The 20,892-nt window shown below is 36.7% G+C and carries 25 protein-coding genes, 9 tRNA genes and 1 other annotated feature; of the genes, 19 read left to right on the top strand and 15 right to left on the bottom strand.

Annotation, left to right across the window (positions count from 1 at the left end; genetic code table 11):
• Positions 1-19 precede the first annotated feature (19 nt).
• Positions 20-577: a TetR/AcrR family transcriptional regulator gene (locus tag AAG186_RS00905; protein ID WP_161637141.1), complete on the bottom strand. Its 558-nt coding sequence runs from the start codon at positions 575-577 to the stop codon at positions 20-22.
• Positions 578-715: 138 nt separating this feature from the next.
• Between AAG186_RS00905 and AAG186_RS00910 the strand changes: the two genes are divergently transcribed.
• Entirely contained in the window at positions 716-1,381 is a 666-nt protein-coding gene (locus AAG186_RS00910; RefSeq protein WP_125164863.1) for a peroxiredoxin, read from the top strand.
• Between the two features lie 95 nt (positions 1,382-1,476).
• Here AAG186_RS00910 and AAG186_RS00915 read toward each other — a convergent pair whose 3' ends face one another.
• Entirely contained in the window at positions 1,477-2,034 is a 558-nt protein-coding gene (locus AAG186_RS00915) for a thioredoxin (RefSeq protein ID WP_161637139.1), read from the bottom strand.
• Between the two features lie 140 nt (positions 2,035-2,174).
• On the opposite strand from AAG186_RS00915, the gene AAG186_RS00920 reads away from it, so the two are divergent.
• The 15 genes from AAG186_RS00920 to AAG186_RS00990 all read left to right on the top strand — a co-directional run bounded on the left by AAG186_RS00920 (position 2,175) and on the right by AAG186_RS00990 (position 13,960).
• Positions 2,175-2,978: a putative RNA methyltransferase gene (locus tag AAG186_RS00920; protein ID WP_125164861.1), complete on the top strand. Its 804-nt coding sequence runs from the start codon at positions 2,175-2,177 to the stop codon at positions 2,976-2,978.
• On the top strand, positions 2,975-3,589 hold the full coding sequence (locus AAG186_RS00925) for a pentapeptide repeat-containing protein (RefSeq protein WP_342621835.1): 615 nt from the start codon (positions 2,975-2,977) through the stop codon (positions 3,587-3,589). Before AAG186_RS00920 ends, AAG186_RS00925 begins: the two co-directional genes overlap by 4 nt.
• An 18-nt stretch (positions 3,590-3,607) precedes the next feature.
• On the top strand, positions 3,608-4,006 hold the full coding sequence (locus tag AAG186_RS00930; protein ID WP_161637135.1) for a restriction endonuclease: 399 nt from the start codon (positions 3,608-3,610) through the stop codon (positions 4,004-4,006).
• A gap of 9 nt (positions 4,007-4,015) precedes the next feature.
• Positions 4,016-4,150 carry a hypothetical protein gene (locus tag AAG186_RS00935; protein ID WP_272926458.1) on the top strand — a complete coding sequence of 45 codons (135 nt, stop codon included), beginning with the start codon at positions 4,016-4,018 and terminating at the stop codon, positions 4,148-4,150.
• A gap of 57 nt (positions 4,151-4,207) precedes the next feature.
• Positions 4,208-4,413 (top strand) — a binding site (T-box leader).
• Between the two features lie 33 nt (positions 4,414-4,446).
• On the top strand, positions 4,447-6,849 hold the full coding sequence (gene leuS / locus AAG186_RS00940; RefSeq protein ID WP_125164859.1) for a leucine--tRNA ligase: 2,403 nt from the start codon (positions 4,447-4,449) through the stop codon (positions 6,847-6,849).
• A gap of 74 nt (positions 6,850-6,923) precedes the next feature.
• Positions 6,924-7,244, top strand: a complete 321-nt coding sequence (locus tag AAG186_RS00945; RefSeq protein ID WP_200542468.1) for a hypothetical protein — start codon at positions 6,924-6,926, stop codon at positions 7,242-7,244.
• 64 nt (positions 7,245-7,308) lie between these two features.
• Complete coding sequence (locus tag AAG186_RS00950; protein ID WP_237558305.1) at positions 7,309-7,926, top strand: SAF domain-containing protein; 618 nt, start codon at positions 7,309-7,311, stop codon at positions 7,924-7,926.
• Positions 7,901-8,887, top strand: a complete 987-nt coding sequence (locus tag AAG186_RS00955; RefSeq protein WP_237558304.1) for a CpaF/VirB11 family protein — start codon at positions 7,901-7,903, stop codon at positions 8,885-8,887. Before AAG186_RS00950 ends, AAG186_RS00955 begins: the two co-directional genes overlap by 26 nt.
• Before the next feature lie 95 nt (positions 8,888-8,982).
• Positions 8,983-9,699 carry a beta-carotene 15,15'-monooxygenase gene (locus AAG186_RS00960; protein ID WP_342621836.1) on the top strand — a complete coding sequence of 239 codons (717 nt, stop codon included), beginning with the start codon at positions 8,983-8,985 and terminating at the stop codon, positions 9,697-9,699.
• Between the two features lie 124 nt (positions 9,700-9,823).
• On the top strand, positions 9,824-10,417 hold the full coding sequence (locus AAG186_RS00965; RefSeq protein WP_342621837.1) for a hypothetical protein: 594 nt from the start codon (positions 9,824-9,826) through the stop codon (positions 10,415-10,417).
• The gene (locus AAG186_RS00970; protein ID WP_003775800.1) at positions 10,414-10,566 is read left to right on the top strand and encodes a hypothetical protein; all 153 of its coding nucleotides are present in this window, start codon (positions 10,414-10,416) and stop codon (positions 10,564-10,566) included. Before AAG186_RS00965 ends, AAG186_RS00970 begins: the two co-directional genes overlap by 4 nt.
• 369 nt (positions 10,567-10,935) lie before the next feature.
• A complete protein-coding gene (locus tag AAG186_RS00975; protein ID WP_342621838.1) occupies positions 10,936-11,727 on the top strand; it encodes a type III pantothenate kinase in 792 nt (263 codons plus the stop codon).
• A 56-nt stretch (positions 11,728-11,783) separates the two neighbouring features.
• Positions 11,784-12,584: a metallophosphoesterase gene (locus AAG186_RS00980; RefSeq protein ID WP_161637128.1), complete on the top strand. Its 801-nt coding sequence runs from the start codon at positions 11,784-11,786 to the stop codon at positions 12,582-12,584.
• 123 nt (positions 12,585-12,707) lie between these two features.
• Positions 12,708-13,049, top strand: a complete 342-nt coding sequence (locus AAG186_RS00985) for a PadR family transcriptional regulator (RefSeq protein WP_161637126.1) — start codon at positions 12,708-12,710, stop codon at positions 13,047-13,049.
• On the top strand, positions 13,046-13,960 hold the full coding sequence (locus AAG186_RS00990) for a permease prefix domain 1-containing protein (protein ID WP_342621839.1): 915 nt from the start codon (positions 13,046-13,048) through the stop codon (positions 13,958-13,960). Before AAG186_RS00985 ends, AAG186_RS00990 begins: the two co-directional genes overlap by 4 nt.
• Before the next feature lie 8 nt (positions 13,961-13,968).
• Here the strand turns inward: AAG186_RS00990 and AAG186_RS00995 are convergent, their stop codons facing one another.
• The 6 genes from AAG186_RS00995 to AAG186_RS01020 all read right to left on the bottom strand — a co-directional run bounded on the left by AAG186_RS00995 (position 13,969) and on the right by AAG186_RS01020 (position 15,894).
• Positions 13,969-14,418 carry a low molecular weight protein-tyrosine-phosphatase gene (locus tag AAG186_RS00995; protein WP_200549140.1) on the bottom strand — a complete coding sequence of 150 codons (450 nt, stop codon included), beginning with the start codon at positions 14,416-14,418 and terminating at the stop codon, positions 13,969-13,971.
• Between the two features lie 12 nt (positions 14,419-14,430).
• Positions 14,431-15,135, bottom strand: a complete 705-nt coding sequence (locus tag AAG186_RS01000; protein ID WP_342621840.1) for an LrgB family protein — start codon at positions 15,133-15,135, stop codon at positions 14,431-14,433.
• Positions 15,135-15,485 (bottom strand): CidA/LrgA family protein, encoded by a 351-nt coding sequence (locus AAG186_RS01005; RefSeq protein WP_161637122.1) that lies wholly within the window; start codon positions 15,483-15,485, stop codon positions 15,135-15,137. Before AAG186_RS01005 ends, AAG186_RS01000 begins: the two co-directional genes overlap by 1 nt.
• 159 nt (positions 15,486-15,644) lie before the next feature.
• Positions 15,645-15,720, bottom strand: a tRNA-Lys gene (locus AAG186_RS01010).
• A gap of 4 nt (positions 15,721-15,724) precedes the next feature.
• A tRNA-Thr gene (locus AAG186_RS01015) sits at positions 15,725-15,800 on the bottom strand.
• Positions 15,801-15,818: 18 nt separating this feature from the next.
• Positions 15,819-15,894 (bottom strand) — tRNA-Val (locus AAG186_RS01020).
• Between the two features lie 204 nt (positions 15,895-16,098).
• Between AAG186_RS01020 and glpK the strand changes: the two genes are divergently transcribed.
• The 3 genes from glpK (at position 16,099) to AAG186_RS01035 (ending at position 18,916) form a co-directional block, all read left to right on the top strand.
• Complete coding sequence (gene glpK, locus AAG186_RS01025) at positions 16,099-17,589, top strand: glycerol kinase GlpK (RefSeq protein WP_342621841.1); 1,491 nt, start codon at positions 16,099-16,101, stop codon at positions 17,587-17,589.
• Positions 17,590-17,681: 92 nt separating this feature from the next.
• Complete coding sequence (locus AAG186_RS01030; RefSeq protein WP_181950053.1) at positions 17,682-18,056, top strand: helix-turn-helix domain-containing protein; 375 nt, start codon at positions 17,682-17,684, stop codon at positions 18,054-18,056.
• The gene (locus tag AAG186_RS01035; RefSeq protein WP_275143506.1) at positions 18,053-18,916 is read left to right on the top strand and encodes an IS3 family transposase; all 864 of its coding nucleotides are present in this window, start codon (positions 18,053-18,055) and stop codon (positions 18,914-18,916) included. The genes AAG186_RS01030 and AAG186_RS01035 overlap by 4 nt, the downstream gene beginning before the upstream one ends.
• 87 nt (positions 18,917-19,003) lie before the next feature.
• On the opposite strand, the gene AAG186_RS01040 is transcribed toward AAG186_RS01035, so the two are convergent.
• The 7 genes from AAG186_RS01040 to AAG186_RS01070 form a co-directional block, all read right to left on the bottom strand.
• Positions 19,004-19,831, bottom strand: a complete 828-nt coding sequence (locus tag AAG186_RS01040; RefSeq protein ID WP_161637119.1) for an acyl-CoA acyltransferase — start codon at positions 19,829-19,831, stop codon at positions 19,004-19,006.
• Positions 19,832-20,076: 245 nt separating this feature from the next.
• Positions 20,077-20,150: transfer RNA gene (locus tag AAG186_RS01045), tRNA-Gly, on the bottom strand.
• Positions 20,151-20,296: 146 nt separating this feature from the next.
• Positions 20,297-20,370 (bottom strand) — tRNA-Gly (locus AAG186_RS01050).
• Positions 20,371-20,378: 8 nt separating this feature from the next.
• Positions 20,379-20,454, bottom strand: a tRNA-Lys gene (locus AAG186_RS01055).
• A gap of 7 nt (positions 20,455-20,461) precedes the next feature.
• Positions 20,462-20,545, bottom strand: a tRNA-Tyr gene (locus AAG186_RS01060).
• A gap of 14 nt (positions 20,546-20,559) precedes the next feature.
• Positions 20,560-20,635: transfer RNA gene (locus AAG186_RS01065), tRNA-Thr, on the bottom strand.
• A gap of 5 nt (positions 20,636-20,640) precedes the next feature.
• A tRNA-Val gene (locus AAG186_RS01070) sits at positions 20,641-20,716 on the bottom strand.
• Positions 20,717-20,892: the final 176 nt, after the last annotated feature.

Raw genomic sequence — 20,892 nt, forward strand, 5'->3', positions numbered from 1 at the left:
TGTGGTCTTTTACGTTGTATTAATGAAAAAAAGCAATCAATGAATGGTATAAGAAATCAATGTTATCTTCTTTCGAAAACGGATAGTTTTCAATTAAAAATGAAAGATTCGATAATAATGAATAGATTAACTTTGTGATAATCTCAGTATCAAATACCCAAGGATTCGCAATCGGCATGTCTTTGAAGACTTCTTTAATATTGGTAAGGACAAAGCCTTGAAGATCTTCCAAGCTCTCAGCGTTCATTCCTCGAACACGTTTAAAATGTACTCCAAGGCCATGTCTTTTCTCGGAGTCGTAGTATAAAACTTCCAAACGCTTCCTAAATTTTGCATTAAAGTCAACTTCAGTTGTAATGCAATTTTTTAAACGAGCAAATGTGTCAGCCCAACTTTTATGCACAACTGCAGCATAGAGAGATGCTTTATCACGATAATAATTATAAAGCGTCCCCACAGCGATGTTTGTCTCCTTCGCAATCATCTTCATACTTACGTCTTCATAGTCATGTAAATAAAAAAGGTGTTCTGCGCTGGCAAAAATTTCTTCTTCAATGTTATGTATAATCTTTGGCATACGTTTCCTCAATCCTTATAAATGTAAGATAAGCATACCATAAATCCTTAGAGAATATCACTGGATTAAGTTGACAATGATAATCATTATCACTATAATGAATGTATAAGGCAGGTGCCCTATACTAGGAGGATATATATGGAAAACAACAGTACATTCCCATTGTTGGGAGAAAAATTTCCTACATTAAATGTAAAAACGACACAAGGTCAAATGACCTTACCGGATGCATATGCAGGGAAATGGTTCGTTCTATTTAGTCACCCAAGTGACTTTACACCCGTGTGTACAACAGAATTTATAGGATTTGCGAAAGCAGCAGATGAATTTAATGCAATTGGGGCAGACCTCATTGGTCTATCAATTGATGGGGTTCATGCACATATGAAATGGATTGAATGGATCGATGAACATGCAAATGTTAAGATTCCATTCCCAATTATTGCGGATGAACTTGGACGTGCAGCATCACAACTCGGCATGCTTCATTCTGCAATGGGTACAAATACAGTTCGTGCAGTATTCATCGTAGATGATAAAGGTGTGCTAAGATTAACAATGTATTATCCACAAGAAGTTGGACGTAGTATTGATGAAATTCTTCGTGCTACAAAGGCGCTTCAAACAGCGGATAAATACAGTGTTGCAATCCCTGAAAATTGGCCAAATAATGAATTTATCGGTGATCATGGAATTGTTCCACCAGCATCAACAATCGCAGATGCTGAGAAACGCAAAGCGCAAGCAAATGAAGGCGATACAGAGTACCTTGACTGGTGGTTTGTTCATAAACCCATTAAATAGGTTCTAATAAAAAACGAATCCCAATGCTTCGAGCAAGCATTGGGATTCGTTTTTTATTGATTCATTATGTGCTAAATAGAATTGAACCTTAGGCTCTAATTTCTATGAGCATCGATACCGTCAAACATATTTTTAAGACGTAAGTGCAAGAACTTAACTTGAGTTTCAGTGAGTGCAACTGGAGGTTTGTGTCCATCAACTGTACCTAAATGTGTTTGAATTTTTCCATCTTTATCAATCGCTACAACAAAAGGTACATATCCATTTGATCGGAGTGCTTCAGGAAGTTGTTTATCCCAATCAGACAACCGTTTTTTCAAGTCATCGCTATTACTGTATTCTGAATTTTGAACATCCAACATCATAATTTCAGGCTTAATTTCGATTCCTTGTTCTTTGTAGCTTGCTTCTAAGTCTGTTATCACTGTTTCCATTTCGGGAACAAGGGCAACACACCATGGACAATCAGCATAACCGATATAGTAAATACCTTCTTTAGAATCTTCTAAGTTTTTGATGATCGTTTCAGAATCAGTTGTTACGTAGTGATGATCTTTCTTGGTGAATCCTTTATAATCTTTCATGAGATTATTTGAGGTGCAACCTGTTAATACGAAAATTGAAACGAGTAGGACGAGTAATGTTTTTTTCATAATGACCTCCTTAGTCTCTTAAATTATAAAACTTTTTTCTAAAATTGCAAGATAAACATAGTCCATATATATGTTAAGTATGTTGGTAGAAAAGAGAATGAGGTGTGGTATAATTATTACTAAGTAAGGCAGGGATTTATATGACATATTTTAAGTGTCCTAATTGTGGACAAGCATTGGAAGAACAGGAACGATCTTACGTTTGTTCTAAGGGTCATCAGTTTGATCGAGCTAAGAGTGGTTATGTAAATTTACTCATGTCCCAAAAAGATAAAATGAAGCAACATGGTGATGATAAGCTGATGGTTCGTGCTCGGAGAGAATTTTTAGATAAAGGATACTACGGATTATTGCTTGATCAAATCAAGAATGTCTTTGATAGGTTCTCGAGTAATCACATTTTGGATGCGGGTTGCGGTGAGTGTTGGTATACGGAATCGTTACTCAAGTCAGGACGAACGGTTTATGGTGTTGATATTTCAAAGAATGCCGTTGATTTGGGATCAAAACGAAACTCAGATTTGATGCTTGCAGTGGGAAGTACCTTTGATTTACCGATCATTGATGATTCATTCGATGCATGCTTATCTGTTTTTGCTCCTTTTAAGATTGAAGAAATCTTTCGGGTTTTAAAAGACGATGGGATCTTTGTTCAGGTATTTCCACTTGCGAATCATTTGATGGAACTCAAAGAAATCGTCTATGATCAGCCTTATGCAAACGATGTTGACGTGAAAATGTATGAAGGATTCCAATTACTCGATGTGATGCAAATTAAGGGACCCATAGAGATAACCTCAACCGAGGATATTTTAAATGTTTTCAAGATGACTCCTTATGCCCATCGTACACCCAAAGAAAATATTGAAAGACTGACGAAGTATTCACACTTAAATGTAGGCTTAGAATTTGGTCTTGCAATCTATAGAAAAGAGAAATTATGAAAAGACCTCAGTTTATCGAAGAGTTGGTAGTGAGCAATGCTCGTGTACTCTTTTCGGAATTAAAGTGTAATACACGTTATGAATCATGTTTAATTTATCAAGATCACGCATTAGTAAAGTGTGAACAAGTCTGTTTTAGTAAATGTGAATTTGAAATGGATGCGTGTGATCGTGCCGAATTTCTGGATGTTGTGTTTGATCGTTGTGATCTAAGTAATCATTCTTTACAAAAAAGTTATCTTTACCGCTGTGAATTTTTGTCCTGTAAGTTAATGGCGAGTGAAATTTACGATAGCAAAGTTAAGGATGTGTTATTTAAAGATACATTGATGAATTTTATGAATTTGTCACAATCAAGTTTTGAAAATGTCGTGTTTGAGGGATGCCGACTTAATGAGACATCCTTGATGATGGCAAAATATAAGAATATGAAGTTTAACGATTGCGAGCTTACAGGGTTAAATCTCTCGGATACGCGCTGTAACGCTTTAGATTTAACGACTTGCACCTTTGATACGATTGTATATTCTCCCTCACTTATAAAAGGAATGCGCATTCGTGCTGATCAAGCAAGTGCGTTGATTGGTTATCTCGGTTTAATTATTGATTAACGAAAGGTGGTATTAAATATGAATTTTATTGCTTCGCTTTTTAAAACTAAAACTCCTAAACACATATTAGAGGTCCGTAATCAGAAGGCATTTGAAAATTATTTCTTAAATCTGTTACCGCTGTTGGGTTATGATTCGATTCAAGTTCCTGAGGCGAAGTATGCGCATGGCGTTCATGTTGTTGCAAAGAAAGATGGGATGCGTTGTGCATTTAAAATCGTATTTAATCCTAAGGAAGTAGGGACCGATCCGATTTCAGAGCTCGCGGCTGCTTTGGTGTTTCATAAGGCGAAGATTGGTATTGTTGTTACCAATGGTGTTTTCACTGAAAAAGCTGAACAGTATTCAAACATAAAACGCATTAATCTGTGGGATGTTTATCACTTAGATAAATTAGAATCGCGATTAAATCTTTAGGAGGCTCATTTGAAAAAAATTATAAATAAAGCGGTTAAAAAGGCGAATCGGAAGCCCTCAATGTTATTGGCTGCGGGTTTAGTCGTAACCAATATTGTTCTCATGGCAATTGTTAAAGAAGGAACTAAAAATGAAGAGGCGTAAGACGCCTTTTTTAATGACTTGGTTTATTGACTTTTGGTGATGTTTCCACTATTATTTAAGAAAGCGATGATAAGAAATAGTAGAAAATTAAAATAGCGAAGAGAACTGATGGTTGGTGTGAATCGGTGTATTAAGATTTTTGAACTCATCTTTGAGCATAATTTCTGAATCAGTAGGAAATTACGTCCCCTGCGTTAAAGGATTGAGAGTCTATCGAATATCGATAGGAATTAAGGTGGTACCGCGAGCAATTCGTCCTTTAGAGGTACTTTTTTTATGTTATAGGAGGATAAAAAATGTATAACCATTTAAAAATTGAGAAAAAATGGCAAAAATATTGGGATGAACATGAAACGTTTAAGACAGATGTTCATAACTTTGATTTACCAAAATATTATGTTTTAGACATGTTCCCATATCCATCAGGAAATGGACTTCATGTAGGGCATCCACGTGGGTATACTGCGACGGATGTAATTGCACGTTATAAACGCATGAATGGTTTTAATGTCTTACACCCTATGGGATGGGATGCTTTTGGTCTACCTGCAGAGCAATTTGCCCTGAAAACTGGAAATCATCCAAATGAATTTACAAAACAAAATATCGCGCACTTTACTGATCAAATTAAAAGTCTTGGTCTTTCTTATGATTGGAGTCGTGAGATTTCCACAACAGATCCAGGTTACTACAAATGGACTCAATGGATCTTTACAAAGCTTTATGACATGGGATTGGCTTACGTTGATGAGAAACCCGTAAACTTCTGTCCTGAATTGGGAACTGTTCTTGCGAATGAAGAAGTCATTGACGGTAAGAGTGAAGTGGGTGGTTTTGATGTAATTCGTATGCCAATGCGTCAATGGGTCTTAAAAATTACGGAATACGCAGATCGTTTATTGGAAGATTTGGATTTAGTCGAATGGCCAGATTCAACAAAAGAAATGCAAATTAACTGGATCGGTCGCTCTGAAGGGTCGAATGTTATCTTTAAAATTGCAGATCATGATAAAGAATTTACAGTATTTACAACGCGTGCAGATACGTTATTTGGAAATACATATTGTGTTCTTGCTCCAGAACATCCTTTTGTTAAGGAAATTACAACGCCAGATAATATCGATGAAGTAAATGCTTATGTTGAGAAAGTGTTGCATAAGTCTGATTTAGAACGTACTGAACTCAATAAAGAAAAATCAGGTGTATTTACAGGAGCATATGCCATTAATCCTGTAAATGGAAAAAAGGTTCCAATTTACATCGCAGATTATGTTCTCGCAGCATACGGTACGGGTGCAATTATGGCAGTACCTGCACACGATACACGTGATTTTGAGTTTGCTAAGAAATACAATCTTGAGATTATTCCAGTGATTGAAGGTGGCGATACTTCTGTAGAAGCGTACACTGGAGATGGAATTCATATCAATTCTGGATTCTTAGATGGTATGGGTAAGGATGAAGCAATAGAAACAATGCAAGCGTGGTTGGTTGAGAATGGTTACGGAGAAGCGAAAACTACGTACAAACTTCGTGATTGGTTATTCTCAAGACAACGTTATTGGGGAGAGCCAATTCCAATTGTTCATTTAGAAGATGGAACCATGCGTACAGTTGAACTTGATGAACTTCCTCTTGAACTTCCTGAGGTTGAAAATTACAAACCAGCGAGTGATGGTCAATCGCCACTTGCGAATGCCGGTGATTGGTTGGACGTAACGTTTGCGGATGGCACAAAAGGACGCCGAGAAACAAATACAATGCCACAATGGGCAGGATCTTGCTGGTACTACTTACGTTATATTGATCCAGAAAATAATGATGCAATCGGTGATCCAGAACTTCTAAAACATTGGATGCCTGTGGATCTTTATATGGGTGGCTCGGAGCATGCTGTTCTCCACCTTCTTTATGCACGATTCTGGCATAAGGTCCTATTTGACCTAGGTGTTGTGGATACCAAAGAACCATTTGGTAAACTTTATCACCAAGGGATGATTCTCGGTGCTAATAATGAGAAGATGAGTAAGTCACGAGGAAATGTTGTGAATCCTGATGATATCGTAGAAAGTCATGGTGCGGATGCTCTTCGTGTTTACGAAATGTTCATGGGCCCCTTAGATGGCGCTATTGCATGGAGTACACGTGGCCTTGATGGAATTCGTAAATGGCTTGATCGTGTCTACCGTTTAATGGTTGAGTCTGATAAGATTACGGAAACTAATGATGGTAGCCTTGATTTTGTATATAACCAAACGGTTCAAAAAGTTACACATGATATTGAAACATTTGGTATGAATACTGCAATTTCACAGTTGATGATTTTTGTGAATGAAGCATATAAAGCAGAGACATTGTATAAAGATTACGCTCTCGGATTTATTAAAATGCTTGCATGTTTTGCACCGCATTTGGGTGAAGAACTTTATGAAATTGTGTCTGGTAATGGCGATATTAGCTATGAACCATGGCCAAAGTTTGATCCAAGTAAATTAGTACTTGATGAATTAGAAATTGTTGTTCAAATTAACGGGAAAGTACGTGCTAAATTTATTGCACCTAATAATTTACCAGAAGATGAATTAAAAGCTCTTGTATATGATCAAGCACAAGTTCAAAAAAATCTTGAAGGTATGACCGTTATCAAAGAAATTGTGATTAAGAATAAGATTGTTAATTTGGTTGTGAAGCCAAACTAAAACAGACGAAAGTCTGTTTTTTTATTTTTAAAAGGGAAATCAATGATTTTGAATTAATTAGAAGTGGGTGATTTATGAAAGGTATTGTTTTAGCGTATGGCTATACTGTTGTGATGATGATGCTCTTGGCCCTGATGGTTTCCTATTCTGTCTTTAAGCGTGAATACCAACAAAAACGATTCCAATATCGCAATGCTTTAGAAACGTTAATGACAGAAATGCAACCCACTGATCATCTCGAGTCGAAGTTTTTAAATCTTATGAAAGATCAACAGGGGGAGGTTCTTGATATTACATACCATTTTTATCCAAAATTAATCCAAGTCATGTATAAAACAAAAATAGCAGGCTGGGAAGTTACCTTTGGAGAATTAATGATTGAGGAGGGATTTTAGTATAAAAAAACGAGTCTTTTTGGCGGTGCTATCTATTATTATGATGGGGAGTTTGGTTGAAATTATGACGCGAATTCGGTGTCAATTTGAAAAAGTATATCGTCTTAATACGGATTTAGTGCAACGAGAAAAAATTGAAGCGCATCATTTGGAAGAAATATCAATTCCAAAGAAAATTCTTAATGAAACGATGATCCGTACAAAGGAAAATATCGTTGGACGATATGTACGTTTAGGTCATACTCTTTACAAAGGGCAAATTTTGGATCGTCGTGATTTTGAGCATTTTGATGATTCACAAGGTAAGCCGCTATTATTACTTGAACCTGAAGAGGTGCTAATGAGTGCGGAAGCATCAATGGTAAATACGGGTGGTAATCTCTTGAGGGCCGGTGATTACGTGAATCTAAGCGTACGAGTGCGAGAGTTTGATGGCTCAGGGAAGATAATTCCATTATTAAAAGGAGTGCGTATTGTGAATGTACGTGATCGTGATGGACATGAGATTGAAGCCGGAAAACAACCCAATGTACTCAGTTTTGCAATCCCGCAAAAATTAGAGAATATTGTTCATAAAGCATTGGAAATGGGTGACTTGTCAGTCGTTATTTGTAGCGGGATTCCTCACGTTATTAATGATCTACAAAAAGAGGTGGTTGAACATTTTAACATCAATCTTTGATTTTGGACCCTTAACCCCCTTTGTGGAAGATGAAAATATTACAGATATTAATTTTAATGGCGTTGATTTATGGATCGATGATCTTGTGAGAGGTAGACTCGTTCATCGTAATTTTTCCAGTCACGAAGTCATGTGGAGGATTTGTTCACGTCTGTCAAACATCGTTAATTTACCCTTTAATCAGCAACACCCTGTCTTAGAAACGGATTTTAATCATTTGCGGATAAGTGTGATTCATCCGAGCATTACCCGATTTTTAAGCGTTTCGATTCGAAAGACAACTTATAAACTACGTTTAAGTGAAGCGTATATTGGGGCTTCCTCATATATGAGCATATCGGCGTTAAAATTTCTGAAATATGCAGTTCGGTCTAAGTGTAATATTTTAGTGAGTGGACTGCCTGGAGCTGGGAAAACAGAACTTATAAAGTTTTTAGCGGGATATATTAGTCGTGATGAACGAATTATTACAATCGAGGATTCTTATGAATTGCATCTTAAGCAAATCTACCCAACGCTCGATACTGTTGAAATTAAGGTTGATGAACGATTTAGCTATTCGCATGCAATTAAAGCGTGTTTGCGACAAAGACCGAATTGGCTATTATTGAGTGAAGTTCGCGGTGCTGAGATTGTTGATTTATTGAGATGTATTTCAACGGGTGCAAGTGTAATGAGTACAGTGCATGCTCGAAGTGCAATGGAAATACCAGATCGGATTCAGCAAATGACACCTGTTACAGAATATATCAATGAACAGAAAATATTTGACGCGATTAATATTGGGATTCATATTGATTTAAAAATATGCGCGAATGGCATTCAACGATTTATTCGTGAAATTGTAGTTTTTACACGAGAAGGTCACTATCGTCTCTATTCTTTTAAAGGAAAACGGCTTCAGGCCAAAATACCAGAGTTGATTAAAGAAAAAGCAGAATTGTATGGTGTCAAATGGTGATACTTATAGGAATCTTACTAATTTATATCTACAAAAATCGTAGTGATTTTAGTCAAGCAATAAAACGCATCACAAAACCACATCTTTATACCGGCATGGATAAAATGTGCACATTGTATCTTATGGGAGCGATTTTATTATCGTTGATTATTTATCTAGGGACGATATTCAAACTAAAAGCCACTCTCATTCTACTCCTAAGTGGATTCGCATTATGCTGTGGTGTGTTTCAACTTCACATTCTTTGCTGTTATCAAAATCAGAAAATTGCCTTTGAGTCGCTGTATCTATTTTTAAGTTCGAATGCATCTTTTTTTCGAAACTGGGAGAAAGCCTTGCCATGCTTAGAACACCTTGCAAGCATCGAACCTGAATTTCACTGCTATACCGAAGTTATTCTAGAGGCGATAAATTCGGGAGAATCATTGATACAAGCTTATAAACGCGTCTCTCCACATTACTTAGTTGTGACCCTTGCGGTGATCATGGAGATGGCTGAAACATATGGAAATGCGGGTCTTGATCACGCACTTCTTAGTTATGAGGAAGATCTCGATCAATGGAAGGTATACACTGAGAAGTTAAATCAAGAACTTTTGGGAATGCGATTAAAAGTTTTGCTTCTTATAGTAATGAGTGTAGGGATTGCTTATCTTTCAATTGGAATGCTACGTGAGACCGTACCCATTAATCATTCTTTGTTTTACCAATACACAGTGACTGGATTTCTTATCGTAATTTTAATTGTATTGATGGAAACCATGAAAGGGATGAAGGCATCATGGATTTGTGAGGAAGAATGTATTGATTAGAATGTGTGTGAGTTTCGTTTATATTTTCTTTATTCATGCCGTCAAAGATCCTTTATTTGATGCGCTGTTGCTTCGTAGATATCATCGATTTAAACGGATAACACAAGAAAATCCATCAACGTACATGAAACTTCATAAGAACCTCATGTTTATACTTGTTCCATTTATTTTAGTTGGTGGAAAAGTTCTTTTGAGTGGTATCATAATACTTCTGCTTTTAGAGGGAATGATTTACTTGAACGTCTATCGTCAGTATAAAAAACAACTTGAGCAGTTACTCTATGAGTTTCCAATGTGGTTAAGAGAACTGCAGTGCCTTTTAGCGTACAATACGGTTTATCAAGCAATTAAGTTGAGTTATCCCATTGCCCCAAAATCATTGCGCGGCTCGATTAAAGAACTTGTAAAAGGTATTGAGGAACAGCCATCTTCGATTGGTCCATATCATAATTTCCTAAAAGACTATGATAGTTTAGAGGTGAGAAAGGTTATGAAGGTGCTTCATCGCGTCAGCGTCTCAGGAACCAATGATGCAACCATACGGCTCAATGCCATGATTGTCGAGTCGCATCATTGGTTAATGTTTTCTCGAAATCAAAAAAAAGAAGTAAGAATAACCCATGTGAGTGCGCTGGGATTAATTCCACTAATTTGTGTAGGCTTATTGTTTTTACTTTTAATGGGACTTGTGGTTGTCTCACTTATGGAAGGGGGGTGAGTTGTATAAAAGCATTTTTTGAGGAATATGGTTTAGTCCTTGTGGTAACAGTCATTGCTACGGGGATGATCGTCTTTTCGAATGAATTTAAAGACGTGCTCAAAACCACACTACTTAATCAGTGGCAAACAATGACAACACGTAATTAATGAAACAAGCCCTTGAAGGATACCTACAAATCTTAATACTGATGCTTTCGATGTGTTTTTTTCTTTGTATTGTTGATTTGAATCGAAACCAAAATAACTTGGCGCTGTGTAAGGAACACGTGATTTCGAGAATGAACCATTTTCACAGTATAAAAATCAACACATCGGATTTAGAGATGTGCAAAGGCACCTCAATTCAAGTTGCACAAGAAGGTGAGCGATACCGGATCATACTGATGAAAAACATTTCTTTGTTCTTCATAGACTTACCGATGAAATTAGAAGATTTCGGGCTTACGTACATGATACAGACATGATTTTCTGTATCATGAATTATAGAATAATATGATGAAATGGTGTATGGTAATTATGAAAAGAGGTAAGGCTATGATCTTAACAATCGATGTTGGTAACTCAAATACTGTTCTAATTGGTTATGTTGATAACGAAAGTGTTTATAAAAAAAGAGTAATCACAGAAAAAAAAGATGTACTTAAATACTATACTTCAGTTTTTGAAACGATTGAAACGAAGGTTGATGCTGTAGTCCTTTCAAGTGTTGTACCAAGTATCACTCAAGCAATTATGGATGTTTTGGTAAAACAGTTTCAATGTGATATTCATTGTGTGTCAATCGAAAACACCAAAAACTTTAGGGTTAAATTAGATAAACCTCATGAAATAGGTGCGGATTTCATTGCGACGGCTGTTGGTGCTTATGCACAATATCGAGCGCCGATGATAATTGCAGATATTGGAAGTGCATCAAAATTAAGTGTGATTGACGCGGATGGTTCCTTTATGGGTGGTGCAATTATTCCAGGTTTACAAACATCACTGGATGCGTTAATACAATATATTCCCCACCTTCCGGAGGTGGCGTTGGACATCCCAGTCCATGTAATTGGAACCAATACAGAGCATTGTATTCAATCGGGGATTACATATGGATTAATAGCTCAAATAAGCGGACTTGCAATGATGATGGAGAAAGAATTGGGCATGGAATGCACCAAAATCATTACGGGCGGGTATGCTCAACTTATCCATAGCCAAATGAAAGAATTTATTTATAATCCTGATTTACTGAATGACGGATTGAGAATTCTGTATCAACGAAGGGATTTGAAATCAACAAGTATCATTAATGACAATGAATAGTGAACATGATATAGTTTGTTTCCGAACTTTCGATAAGTTTATGAATGGAGTAACGTATGGTATTTAAACTAATATTATTTATTTTAATCCTAGTCATAGTATTGATCGTTTATGGAATGATTGAGTACTATTGGCTTAAAACAAAACAGATTAATGTAAAAGACTTTAAAATTAAAAAAGAAATTCCCGAACAATTGCGTGGAAAGCGAATTATCTTCCTGTCTGATTTTCAATTCGATCATCGCGCCCGTAATTTTCTGGACCATGCAGCCCAAAACGTAGTCGATAAAACAAATCAGCTTGAACCAGACTTAGTCATTCTTGGTGGGGATTATATTCATCAAAAACATCGTAGAAACACACGAATTTTTGATTACTTAAAAGAAATTGAAGCACCTAAAATTGGAGTTCTTGGTAATCATGATTATCGTGATCTTGAAACATCGCTTGAAGGTTTGAAATACGCTGACGTTCAGGTGATTAAGAACGAAACAGTTCGATTTCATGGTATGAATATCATTGGTGTGGATGACTATAAACGCGGTAAAATAAAACTTCCTGAGTATGATAACAGTCTGAATCTTCTTGTTACACATAACCCTGATTATGCACCCAAACTCAGTAAGGGTGCTGATATTGACATCGCATTAGCGGGTCATCTCCATGGTGGACAACTAACATTCTTTGGTCTCTATGCTCCAGCTGCGAATCATAGTGAGTATGGACAGCGCTATCGCTACGGAATGGTCCATGATGACCATATGAGTATCTATATAACTTCAGGTGTTGGAGGAACGGTGGATGTCCTTCCGATGCGTCTCTTTGCTCGACCTGAAATTGTTGTCATCGATTTTTAAACAAGACCAATTGCATTCGCAGTTGGTTTTTTTTGTGGAGAATGGACAAAAATCACAAAACTACTTTACCTGTCGTAGTAGATGTGTTATATTTACTACGACAGATGAAGTAGAGGTGGTTTAATGTTAAGTAGTGATGTAATGCGTGGATACAATGATACGATTGTTCTTTATATCTTACGCACAAATGATTCCTATGGATATGAAATTGGTCAAAAAATCCAAGAGCTATCCAATCGAAAGTACATAATAAAAGAAACAACGCTCTATTCCACATTTGCGCGTCTCGAGAAAAATGGGTATATCAAATCTTACAGCGGTGGTGACGAAACCAAAGGACGCCAACGAACGTACTATCATATTACAGATTTAGGAAATCAATACTATCTAGAGAAGTGTGTTGAGTGGAATCTCGTAAAAGAAATTATTGATATTTTTACACAAAATCAGGAGGACACCTTATGAATCAAATATTAGATTATATCGAAGTGATGTTTAAATCACTGCCACAAACAGATGAAGTTGTAAAACTAAAAATGAACATAACAGACTCAATGGAATTAAAATTCAATCAGTATATTGAAGAAGGAAAAGGAGAGTCGGAAGCAATTGGTTTGGTAATTGGAGAGTTTGGCAGTATTGATGAACTGAAAGAGGCCTTAGATTTAAACATGGCTGATGATGAAGTGAATATTTATCTGGAAGCTACACGAGTTGAAGCATATCTCAACTTTATTAAGCGATTCGCGATGATGATTTCATTAGGGGTTGCGGTCATTATGGTTGGTGTAGGCGCAACAGCGTCTTTCAATAATTTAATAATTTTCTTTTTATCTCTGATTGTGGGCGTAACCCTCTTTGTATACTATGGCATGATCTATGCAACCTATGACGATATTACGAATAAAGGGATTGTGGACTCAGTTCAATATCAACGAATTGATCAAATCCAAAAAGACAATCAACCTTCATTTATTCGTTCAATTGTTTTGGGTGTTGCCCTCTGTATCATCGCAGTGTTTTCAGTTGTGTATTTGGAAGAATATTTGTTTGTTAGCGAGTACGCCCCTTTAGTGTTTATGAGTATTACCGCAGTTGCGGTCGTATTATTTATTAATGCGGGTGTTAATAAAACTCATATTGATGCACTGACAACACGTTATGAGTGGGCTAAAAGTAAGGCGCAGTCTTCAAGTTTAAAAGAAACATTAGAACGGGAAGAGCGACTTGAAAACATAACGGGAATTCTAATGGGGTTAGCGTCAATGGTTTACCTTATTCTTGGCTTCACCATGAACTTATGGCATCCCGGTTGGATTATCTTTCCAATAATTGCCTTAGTTGGAGAATTAATTAAAAGCATAAAAAAAGAATAAACAAAAGTTTATTCTTTTTTACTAAGATATTGATCCCAAGCGTGTGAACCTCGTAAAACAAGATCCTTAGTCTCTTCGAAATCTCCGGTATAATAAGGATCTGGAACCTCATGTCCTTTTAAGTCATCAACTTGATCCAAAAACAAATGAATCTTGTGTTCAGTACCTTTGGGTGCGATTTTTAAAAGATTTTGGATATTGCTTTTGTCCATTCCGATGATATAGTCATAGTGATAGAAATCTTCAATTGTGATTTGTGAAGAGGTCATACCCTTACAGGAAATTCCCATCGCTTCTAAAATCGATGCAGTTCCGGGGTGGACCGGATTTCCATGCTCCCAAGAACTCGTTGCTGCTGATTTCACGACATACTTATCTCCATATAAATCTTTAAAAATTCCTTCTGCCATCGGAGAACGGCAAATATTACCTAGACATACAAATAAAATATGTTTCATAATTCACCTCTACTATATTATAGCAGTTATAATTTTCAATGTTAGTGGACTCAACGCTACGGTAACAAGTCCTGTAAGAATGAGAGATAAAGTCGCCATTGTTCCTTGTAACTCACCCATCTCAATTGCTTTAGAAGTTCCTACTGCATGTGCGGCAGTTCCTAAAGCAAGACCTTGCGCTAAGGGATTATCGATGTGAAAGACCTTATTAAGAATTGGAGCAAGTGCGGCACCAAGGATTCCAGTCACAATCACAATGCATATTGTAAGTGTCTTAAGACCACCTAAACTCAGCGCAACATCTGCGGCGATTGCGGTCGTTACAGATTTTGGAATAACAGTTGCAATCATTTGAGAATCAAGATTTAAAACTAGAGATAAAATCAGAATACACACTGCGTGTACAATGACACCGGTTAGCGTACTTATCAAGACTAATTTTTTATATTTTTTGAGGAGATCAAGATTATTATAAAGGGGAATTGCGAGGGCTACAGTTGCGGGCCCAATTAACGCTGTTAAAAATTTTCCACCTTGGTTATAATTTTCGTAGTCAATACCAAATACCGTGAGCATTACAATAATTGCTAGGGAAGTAATAAGAAGTGGATTTAATAGCGGGGACTTAAACTTTTTTTGGAGTGTTTGAGAACCTAAATAAACACCGAAAGTGAGTACAAGACCAAATAAAGGATTGTTAAAGAGTGAATTCATCATTAATGCACTCCCTTCTTATTTAAAAACTCTGCGACGAGACCTGTAACGATATAGGTAATCAAGGTCGAACAAATTAAGATGATCGTAATATTTATCCATGATTTTTGAATAATATCAAAGTAAGGCATAATTCCAACCGTTGCAGGTACAAAGAGAAATGCCATATTATTTTTAAGCCACGAACCAGATTCCTCAACGTGCTTGACTTTAATAAGTTTAAATTGAAGTGCACCGAATAAAAGAAAAAGCCCAACGATACTTCCTGGAACTGGAAGATGAAGGAGGGTTGTAAGTGTTTCGCCAGCATAAGAAAATGCAAGGATTAAAAATAATTGACTAAGTATGTTCATAAGAAATCTCCTTAATAAAACTGCATACATTTTATCACTTTTCCGAAGTATTGTGTAAAAAAAACATGATGTTATCGCTTTCTGTAGAAATTATTTGTATGGAGAAAGATGTGAGCACAAAAAAAGCATCGAAAACGATGCTTATATTTTTAAATTAAATGGTGTCTCGTGTAGGACTCGAACCTACGACCCACTGATTAAAAGTCAGTTGCTCTACCACCTGAGCTAACGAGACATTATGGTGCCGACTAGAGGACTTGAACCCCCAACCTACTGATTACAAATCAGTTGCTCTACCAATTGAGCTAAGTCGGCAGTTTGAGCAAAAAAAAATGGTGGAGGTTAACGGGCTCGAACCGCTGACCCTCTGCTTGTAAGGCAGATGCTCTCCCAACTGAGCTAAACCTCCGAATTACTTCCTTAATGCTTTACTATATTAACAAACAAACTGAACAATGTAAAGCAAAAAAAGTGAAAAAATGAAATATTATGGTTAAATATTCAAAACGTGATTTATTCTCCACATATTGAGGATTAAAATAACCTTAACCTACAAATACTCACATAAGAACAGAACTAGAATGGTATAATAAAATCATGTAAGGAGATAATCATGAAGGACTATATTATTACACTAGATCAAGGAACAACAAGTTCGCGTGCCATCATTTTCGATAAAGAATACAATATTATTGCGAAAGCACAGACAGAGACCACACAGATCTATCCCAAACAAGGGTGGGTCGAACAAGACCCCATGGAAATTTGGGCGACACAAAGTGGTGTTTTAAATGAAGTTTTAGCACGTGCGGGTATTGGACCCGAGCATATTGAAACGATTGGAATTACAAATCAACGTGAAACAACGGTTGTGTGGAATAAAAATACGGGGCGCCCCATCTATAATGCGATAGTATGGCAATGTCGTCGTACCGCTCCAATTTGTGAAGACCTCATAGATCTCGGATTATCAGATTATATTAAAAAACATACGGGTCTAATTGTTGATGCCTATTTTTCAGGAACTAAAGTGAAATGGATTCTTGATCATGTTGAAGGGGCGCGGGAACAAGCAGATCGAGGAGAATTGTTATTTGGAACTGTTGATTCATGGCTGCTTTATAATCTCACGGGAGGCAAAATTCATGCTACAGATTATACAAATGCCTCAAGAACAATGCTCTATAATATAAGGGATTTAGAGTGGGATGACACCATCTTAAGTGCATTGGATATTCCAAGGTCCATGCTGCCCCACGTGTTTGACAGCAGTCATTTATATGGCTATACAAACATTCAAGGGTATCAAATTCCAATTTCCAGTGTTGTAGGGGACCAACAAGCGGCTTTATTTGGACAGACGTGTTTCAATTCGGGAGATGTGAAAAATACATATGGAACGGGTTGCTTCTTACTTATGAACACAAAAGAACGATTTGTAGAGAGTGAGAATGGCTTGCTTACAACCATTGCGATTGGGCTAAATGGGAAGATAGAATATGCCTTAGAAGGGTCGGTGTTTATTGCGGGCGCTGTGATTCAATGGTTGCGTGACGAATTGGGGATTATTGATGATGCCTCTGATGTGGAATACTTCGCCCAAAAAGTCCGTGATTGCGGGGGTGTTTACTTTGTTCCTGCACTCACTGGTTTGGGTGCACCTTATTGGGATATGGATGCAACAGGGACCATATTTGGATTGACCCGAGGTACAAACAAAAATCACATCATTCGAGCGGCGTTAGAATCAATTGCTTTTCAAAGCTATGATATTATGAAGGCGATGGAAGAAGACTCAAACATTAACATCACATCCCTTAAAGTTGACGGCGGTGCATCAAACAATAATTTCTTGATGCAATTTCAAGCTGACCTTTTAAATGTGAATGTACAACGATCCTTTACGTCGGAGTCTACATCCCTTGGTGCTTGTTTCTTAGCGGGCTTACAGACAGGTTTTTTTAAAGATAAAGCGGCATTTATTGATGTGCGCACAAAAAATACTTCGTGGGACTCAAGAATTGATGATGAGAAACGACAACTTAAATTATCAGAGTGGCATCGTGCTATCGGAAAAACATTAACAAAAAAACACACGCAATAAATGTGGAGTAGTAAACTAAAAGTAGACAAGTAAAAAAGACTTGTCTACTTTTTTTGTGTAATAATAAAATCAGAGATAAAACGGAGGTATTAATGATGGGAAGACCCAAAGGTGGATTAAATAATAAATGGACTTATGAGGATCGTATTAAAGTCGTTACACGTCATATTGATGAACATATAAGTGCTGCGAAACTATCACAAGAAACAGGAATACCTAAAGGAACGATTAATGGTTGGATTGATCGATTCATGCGCGATGGTAAAGAGGGTTTAAAAAACAAGAAAAAGACAGGAAATCATTTTTCTGCGCTTCATACGAGTAAATCATTAACTGAGATCGAACGACTTCAACTCGAAATTCTAAAACGAGATATTGAGATTGCACGATTAAAAAAAGGGTACCAGGTGAAAGGAGTTGGTGTAAACAAGGAGTTCGTTACTTTAAAAGACAAGAATTCCAAATAGCACATGACTTATCTTTTAAACATCCGATTACGTTCATTCTTAGATTTATGAATTTGAACCGATCTGGTTATTACAAGTGGTTAAAGCATAAGGATGATCTCAATATTTATGAACAAAAAAGAGCGATTCTTAGCTTTGTGATTAAAGACTGGCATCGCCGTTTTCCAAGTTATGGTTATCATGATATCGCTGCAGTCATGAGAAAGCAAAGTGATTTAGGGATTGAATTTTCCGATAATTTAATCCACAAGTGTTGCAAGTTTTTAAATATTAAATCAAAAGTTAAACACTATTCCTATAAAAAACCTGGAACACAAAGTCGAATTTATCCTAATATTATAAAGAATCAATGGAAGGCAACCAAACCTTTAGAAATTATTGTTTCAGATATGACACATATTCGAAACAAAGGGATTAATTATGAATGGACTTTAATGGTTGATACTTTCAACAATGAAATTATAAGTTCTGCATTATCGCGTACAACTGGTGATCCTAAGCCTTACTACAAGTGTCTCGAGGATCTCCTTGCGCTACTTAAGGATAATAAAAAAACAGCTCCCACGATTCTTCACACAGATCAAGGAGCTGTCTACCACTCTAAAGCTTTCGCTAAAGCGCATGAAAATTATAACATAATTAGATCTATGTCGCGAGCTGGAACACCTACAGATAATCCAATTATCGAATCATTAAATGGATGGATTAAAGCAGAAATGGCGTGTGATTATCAATACTGGTCCGTAGATAACTTTGAAAATTTTATCGAAGAATATGTACATTATTTCAATTTTGAAAGACCTGCTTACTGTTTAAATTACAAAACCCCTATCCAATATAAAATGGATAAGGGTTTCTAGTCTTTTATTAATGTCTACTTTTGTTTGACAACTCCACAATAAATGCGTGTGTTTTTATTTGTTCTTAAAAATCACCCAGGAAATATTTTAAAGGGAAATCTTAAAACTAAAATAATGGTCTTGTTCTCTAAAACCATTCGCTGTAGCGGCAGCAAGGGCGATAGCGTTTTCGGTATCTACGAAGAAGAGTATTTCTTCGATTCCTTGATCTGCGCAATACCTTACAGAACGGTTCAAGAATTCATATGCGGACTCCATGCTTGAATAAAACGAAAATACCTCTGCATAGATATGGTTGTATTTTTTTAATGTGATGGAACCTACCACGGATTGATTACTCATTTCTAGAAAAACAAACCATGGTTTCTTATTTCTAAATATTTTATCTGCAGACCAAAAAATATCGGGGTTTACCTGGTCGTGATGGTGCTTAAATCGCTGTTCGTTCGATTCAAGTAAAGGTTCCATATGCAAAGTAGCGTGCTTCAATTTTGGAATGCGTTCGACATCTAAGGTCATTACAGTACAATCATCGATTAGATTCGCATCGAAATCATCGTAAGCCTCTAAAGCGGTTTGATTTGAGATTGGAAAACCGCAAAGTAATTGATAGCTTGGGAACGCAGCTTTTAAATAATCAATAAATGCCCTTAACACTGCTTGGTAATCATTCGAAGCATAGATACCTGCTACGGTTTGCATAATGCAATCGTCTTCTGCAATTGCGAATGCACCAAATCCAACAATTTCCTGATGATCGTTGAATTTAGCAAGGCAAAGCGATTTCTTAATGATTTTTGAAAGTTCTGATTTTGTCTTATATTTTGGAAATGATTGAGTTAAAGGATTTGATTGATGAGACCATGCATAGTCTATTGCGTCGTCCAAATCCATTGCATCACATATACGTATCATATAAATCTCCTTTCGACTATTATAACTTGGATATGAAGTAAGTTAAAGGTAAAAAAAGCAGAACATGAATTCTGCTTTTGCTTTCGATCACATATCTTGAGCACTTTTATCATAACGAGGGAAAAATATGAAGTCAATCAGTTCTGGAATCTGAGCAATACTATGAGGATATTGGATCAGAATATATACAAAACGAATAAAAAACAGCAAAAAAAAACCGTACATACGGTTGTTATAAATATAATTGGAGCGGGTGAGGAGAATCGAACTCCCGTAGCCAGCTTGGAAGGCTGGAGTTTTACCATTAAACTACACCCGCAAGGATTGCTTGCTTAGTTATTCTAACAAATATCATCAAAATTGTAAATATGAGATGAATAAAAAATATGTTTTTTCTTAAAAAAATTTAGAAATCTGATGAGACAAATAAAAAAATCGTAATAAACGATTTAGGTTTTATATAATTGGAGCGGGTGAGGAGAATCGAACTCCCGTAGCCAGCTTGGAAGGCTGGAGTTTTACCATTAAACTACACCCGCATTTTGAATGGTGTCTCGTGTAGGACTCGAACCTACGACCCACTGATTAAAAGTCAGTTGCTCTACCACCTGAGCTAACGAGACAAAAGAATGGTGGGGAGAGACGGATTCGAACCGCCGAACCCTAAGGAGATGATTTACAGTCACCCGCGTTTAGCCACTTCGCTATCTCCCCATTCTTATTCAAAATGGTGCCGACTAGAGGACTTGAACCCCCAACCTACTGATTACAAATCAGTTGCTCTACCAATTGAGCTAAGTCGGCAAATATGGTGGAGGTTAACGGGCTCGAACCGCTGACCCTCTGCTTGTAAGGCAGATGCTCTCCCAACTGAGCTAAACCTCCAGGTCTGTTGCGTTTGTTTGTATTCCTTAACGCCTTAATAATATACCATACGCTTCTTGATATAGTCAACACTAAAAGTCGATTTATTTCAAATATTTGAATAAAGTTTTTATTAAATGTGAAAAGGTTCTTTAAAAGGTACAATAAGCCCTTTTTAAAGCATTATTATGCATATT

It is taken from the genome of Erysipelothrix sp. P66 (genome assembly GCF_038682365.1).
Lineage (GTDB): Bacteria > Bacillota_I > Bacilli_A > Erysipelotrichales > Erysipelotrichaceae > Erysipelothrix > Erysipelothrix piscisicarius.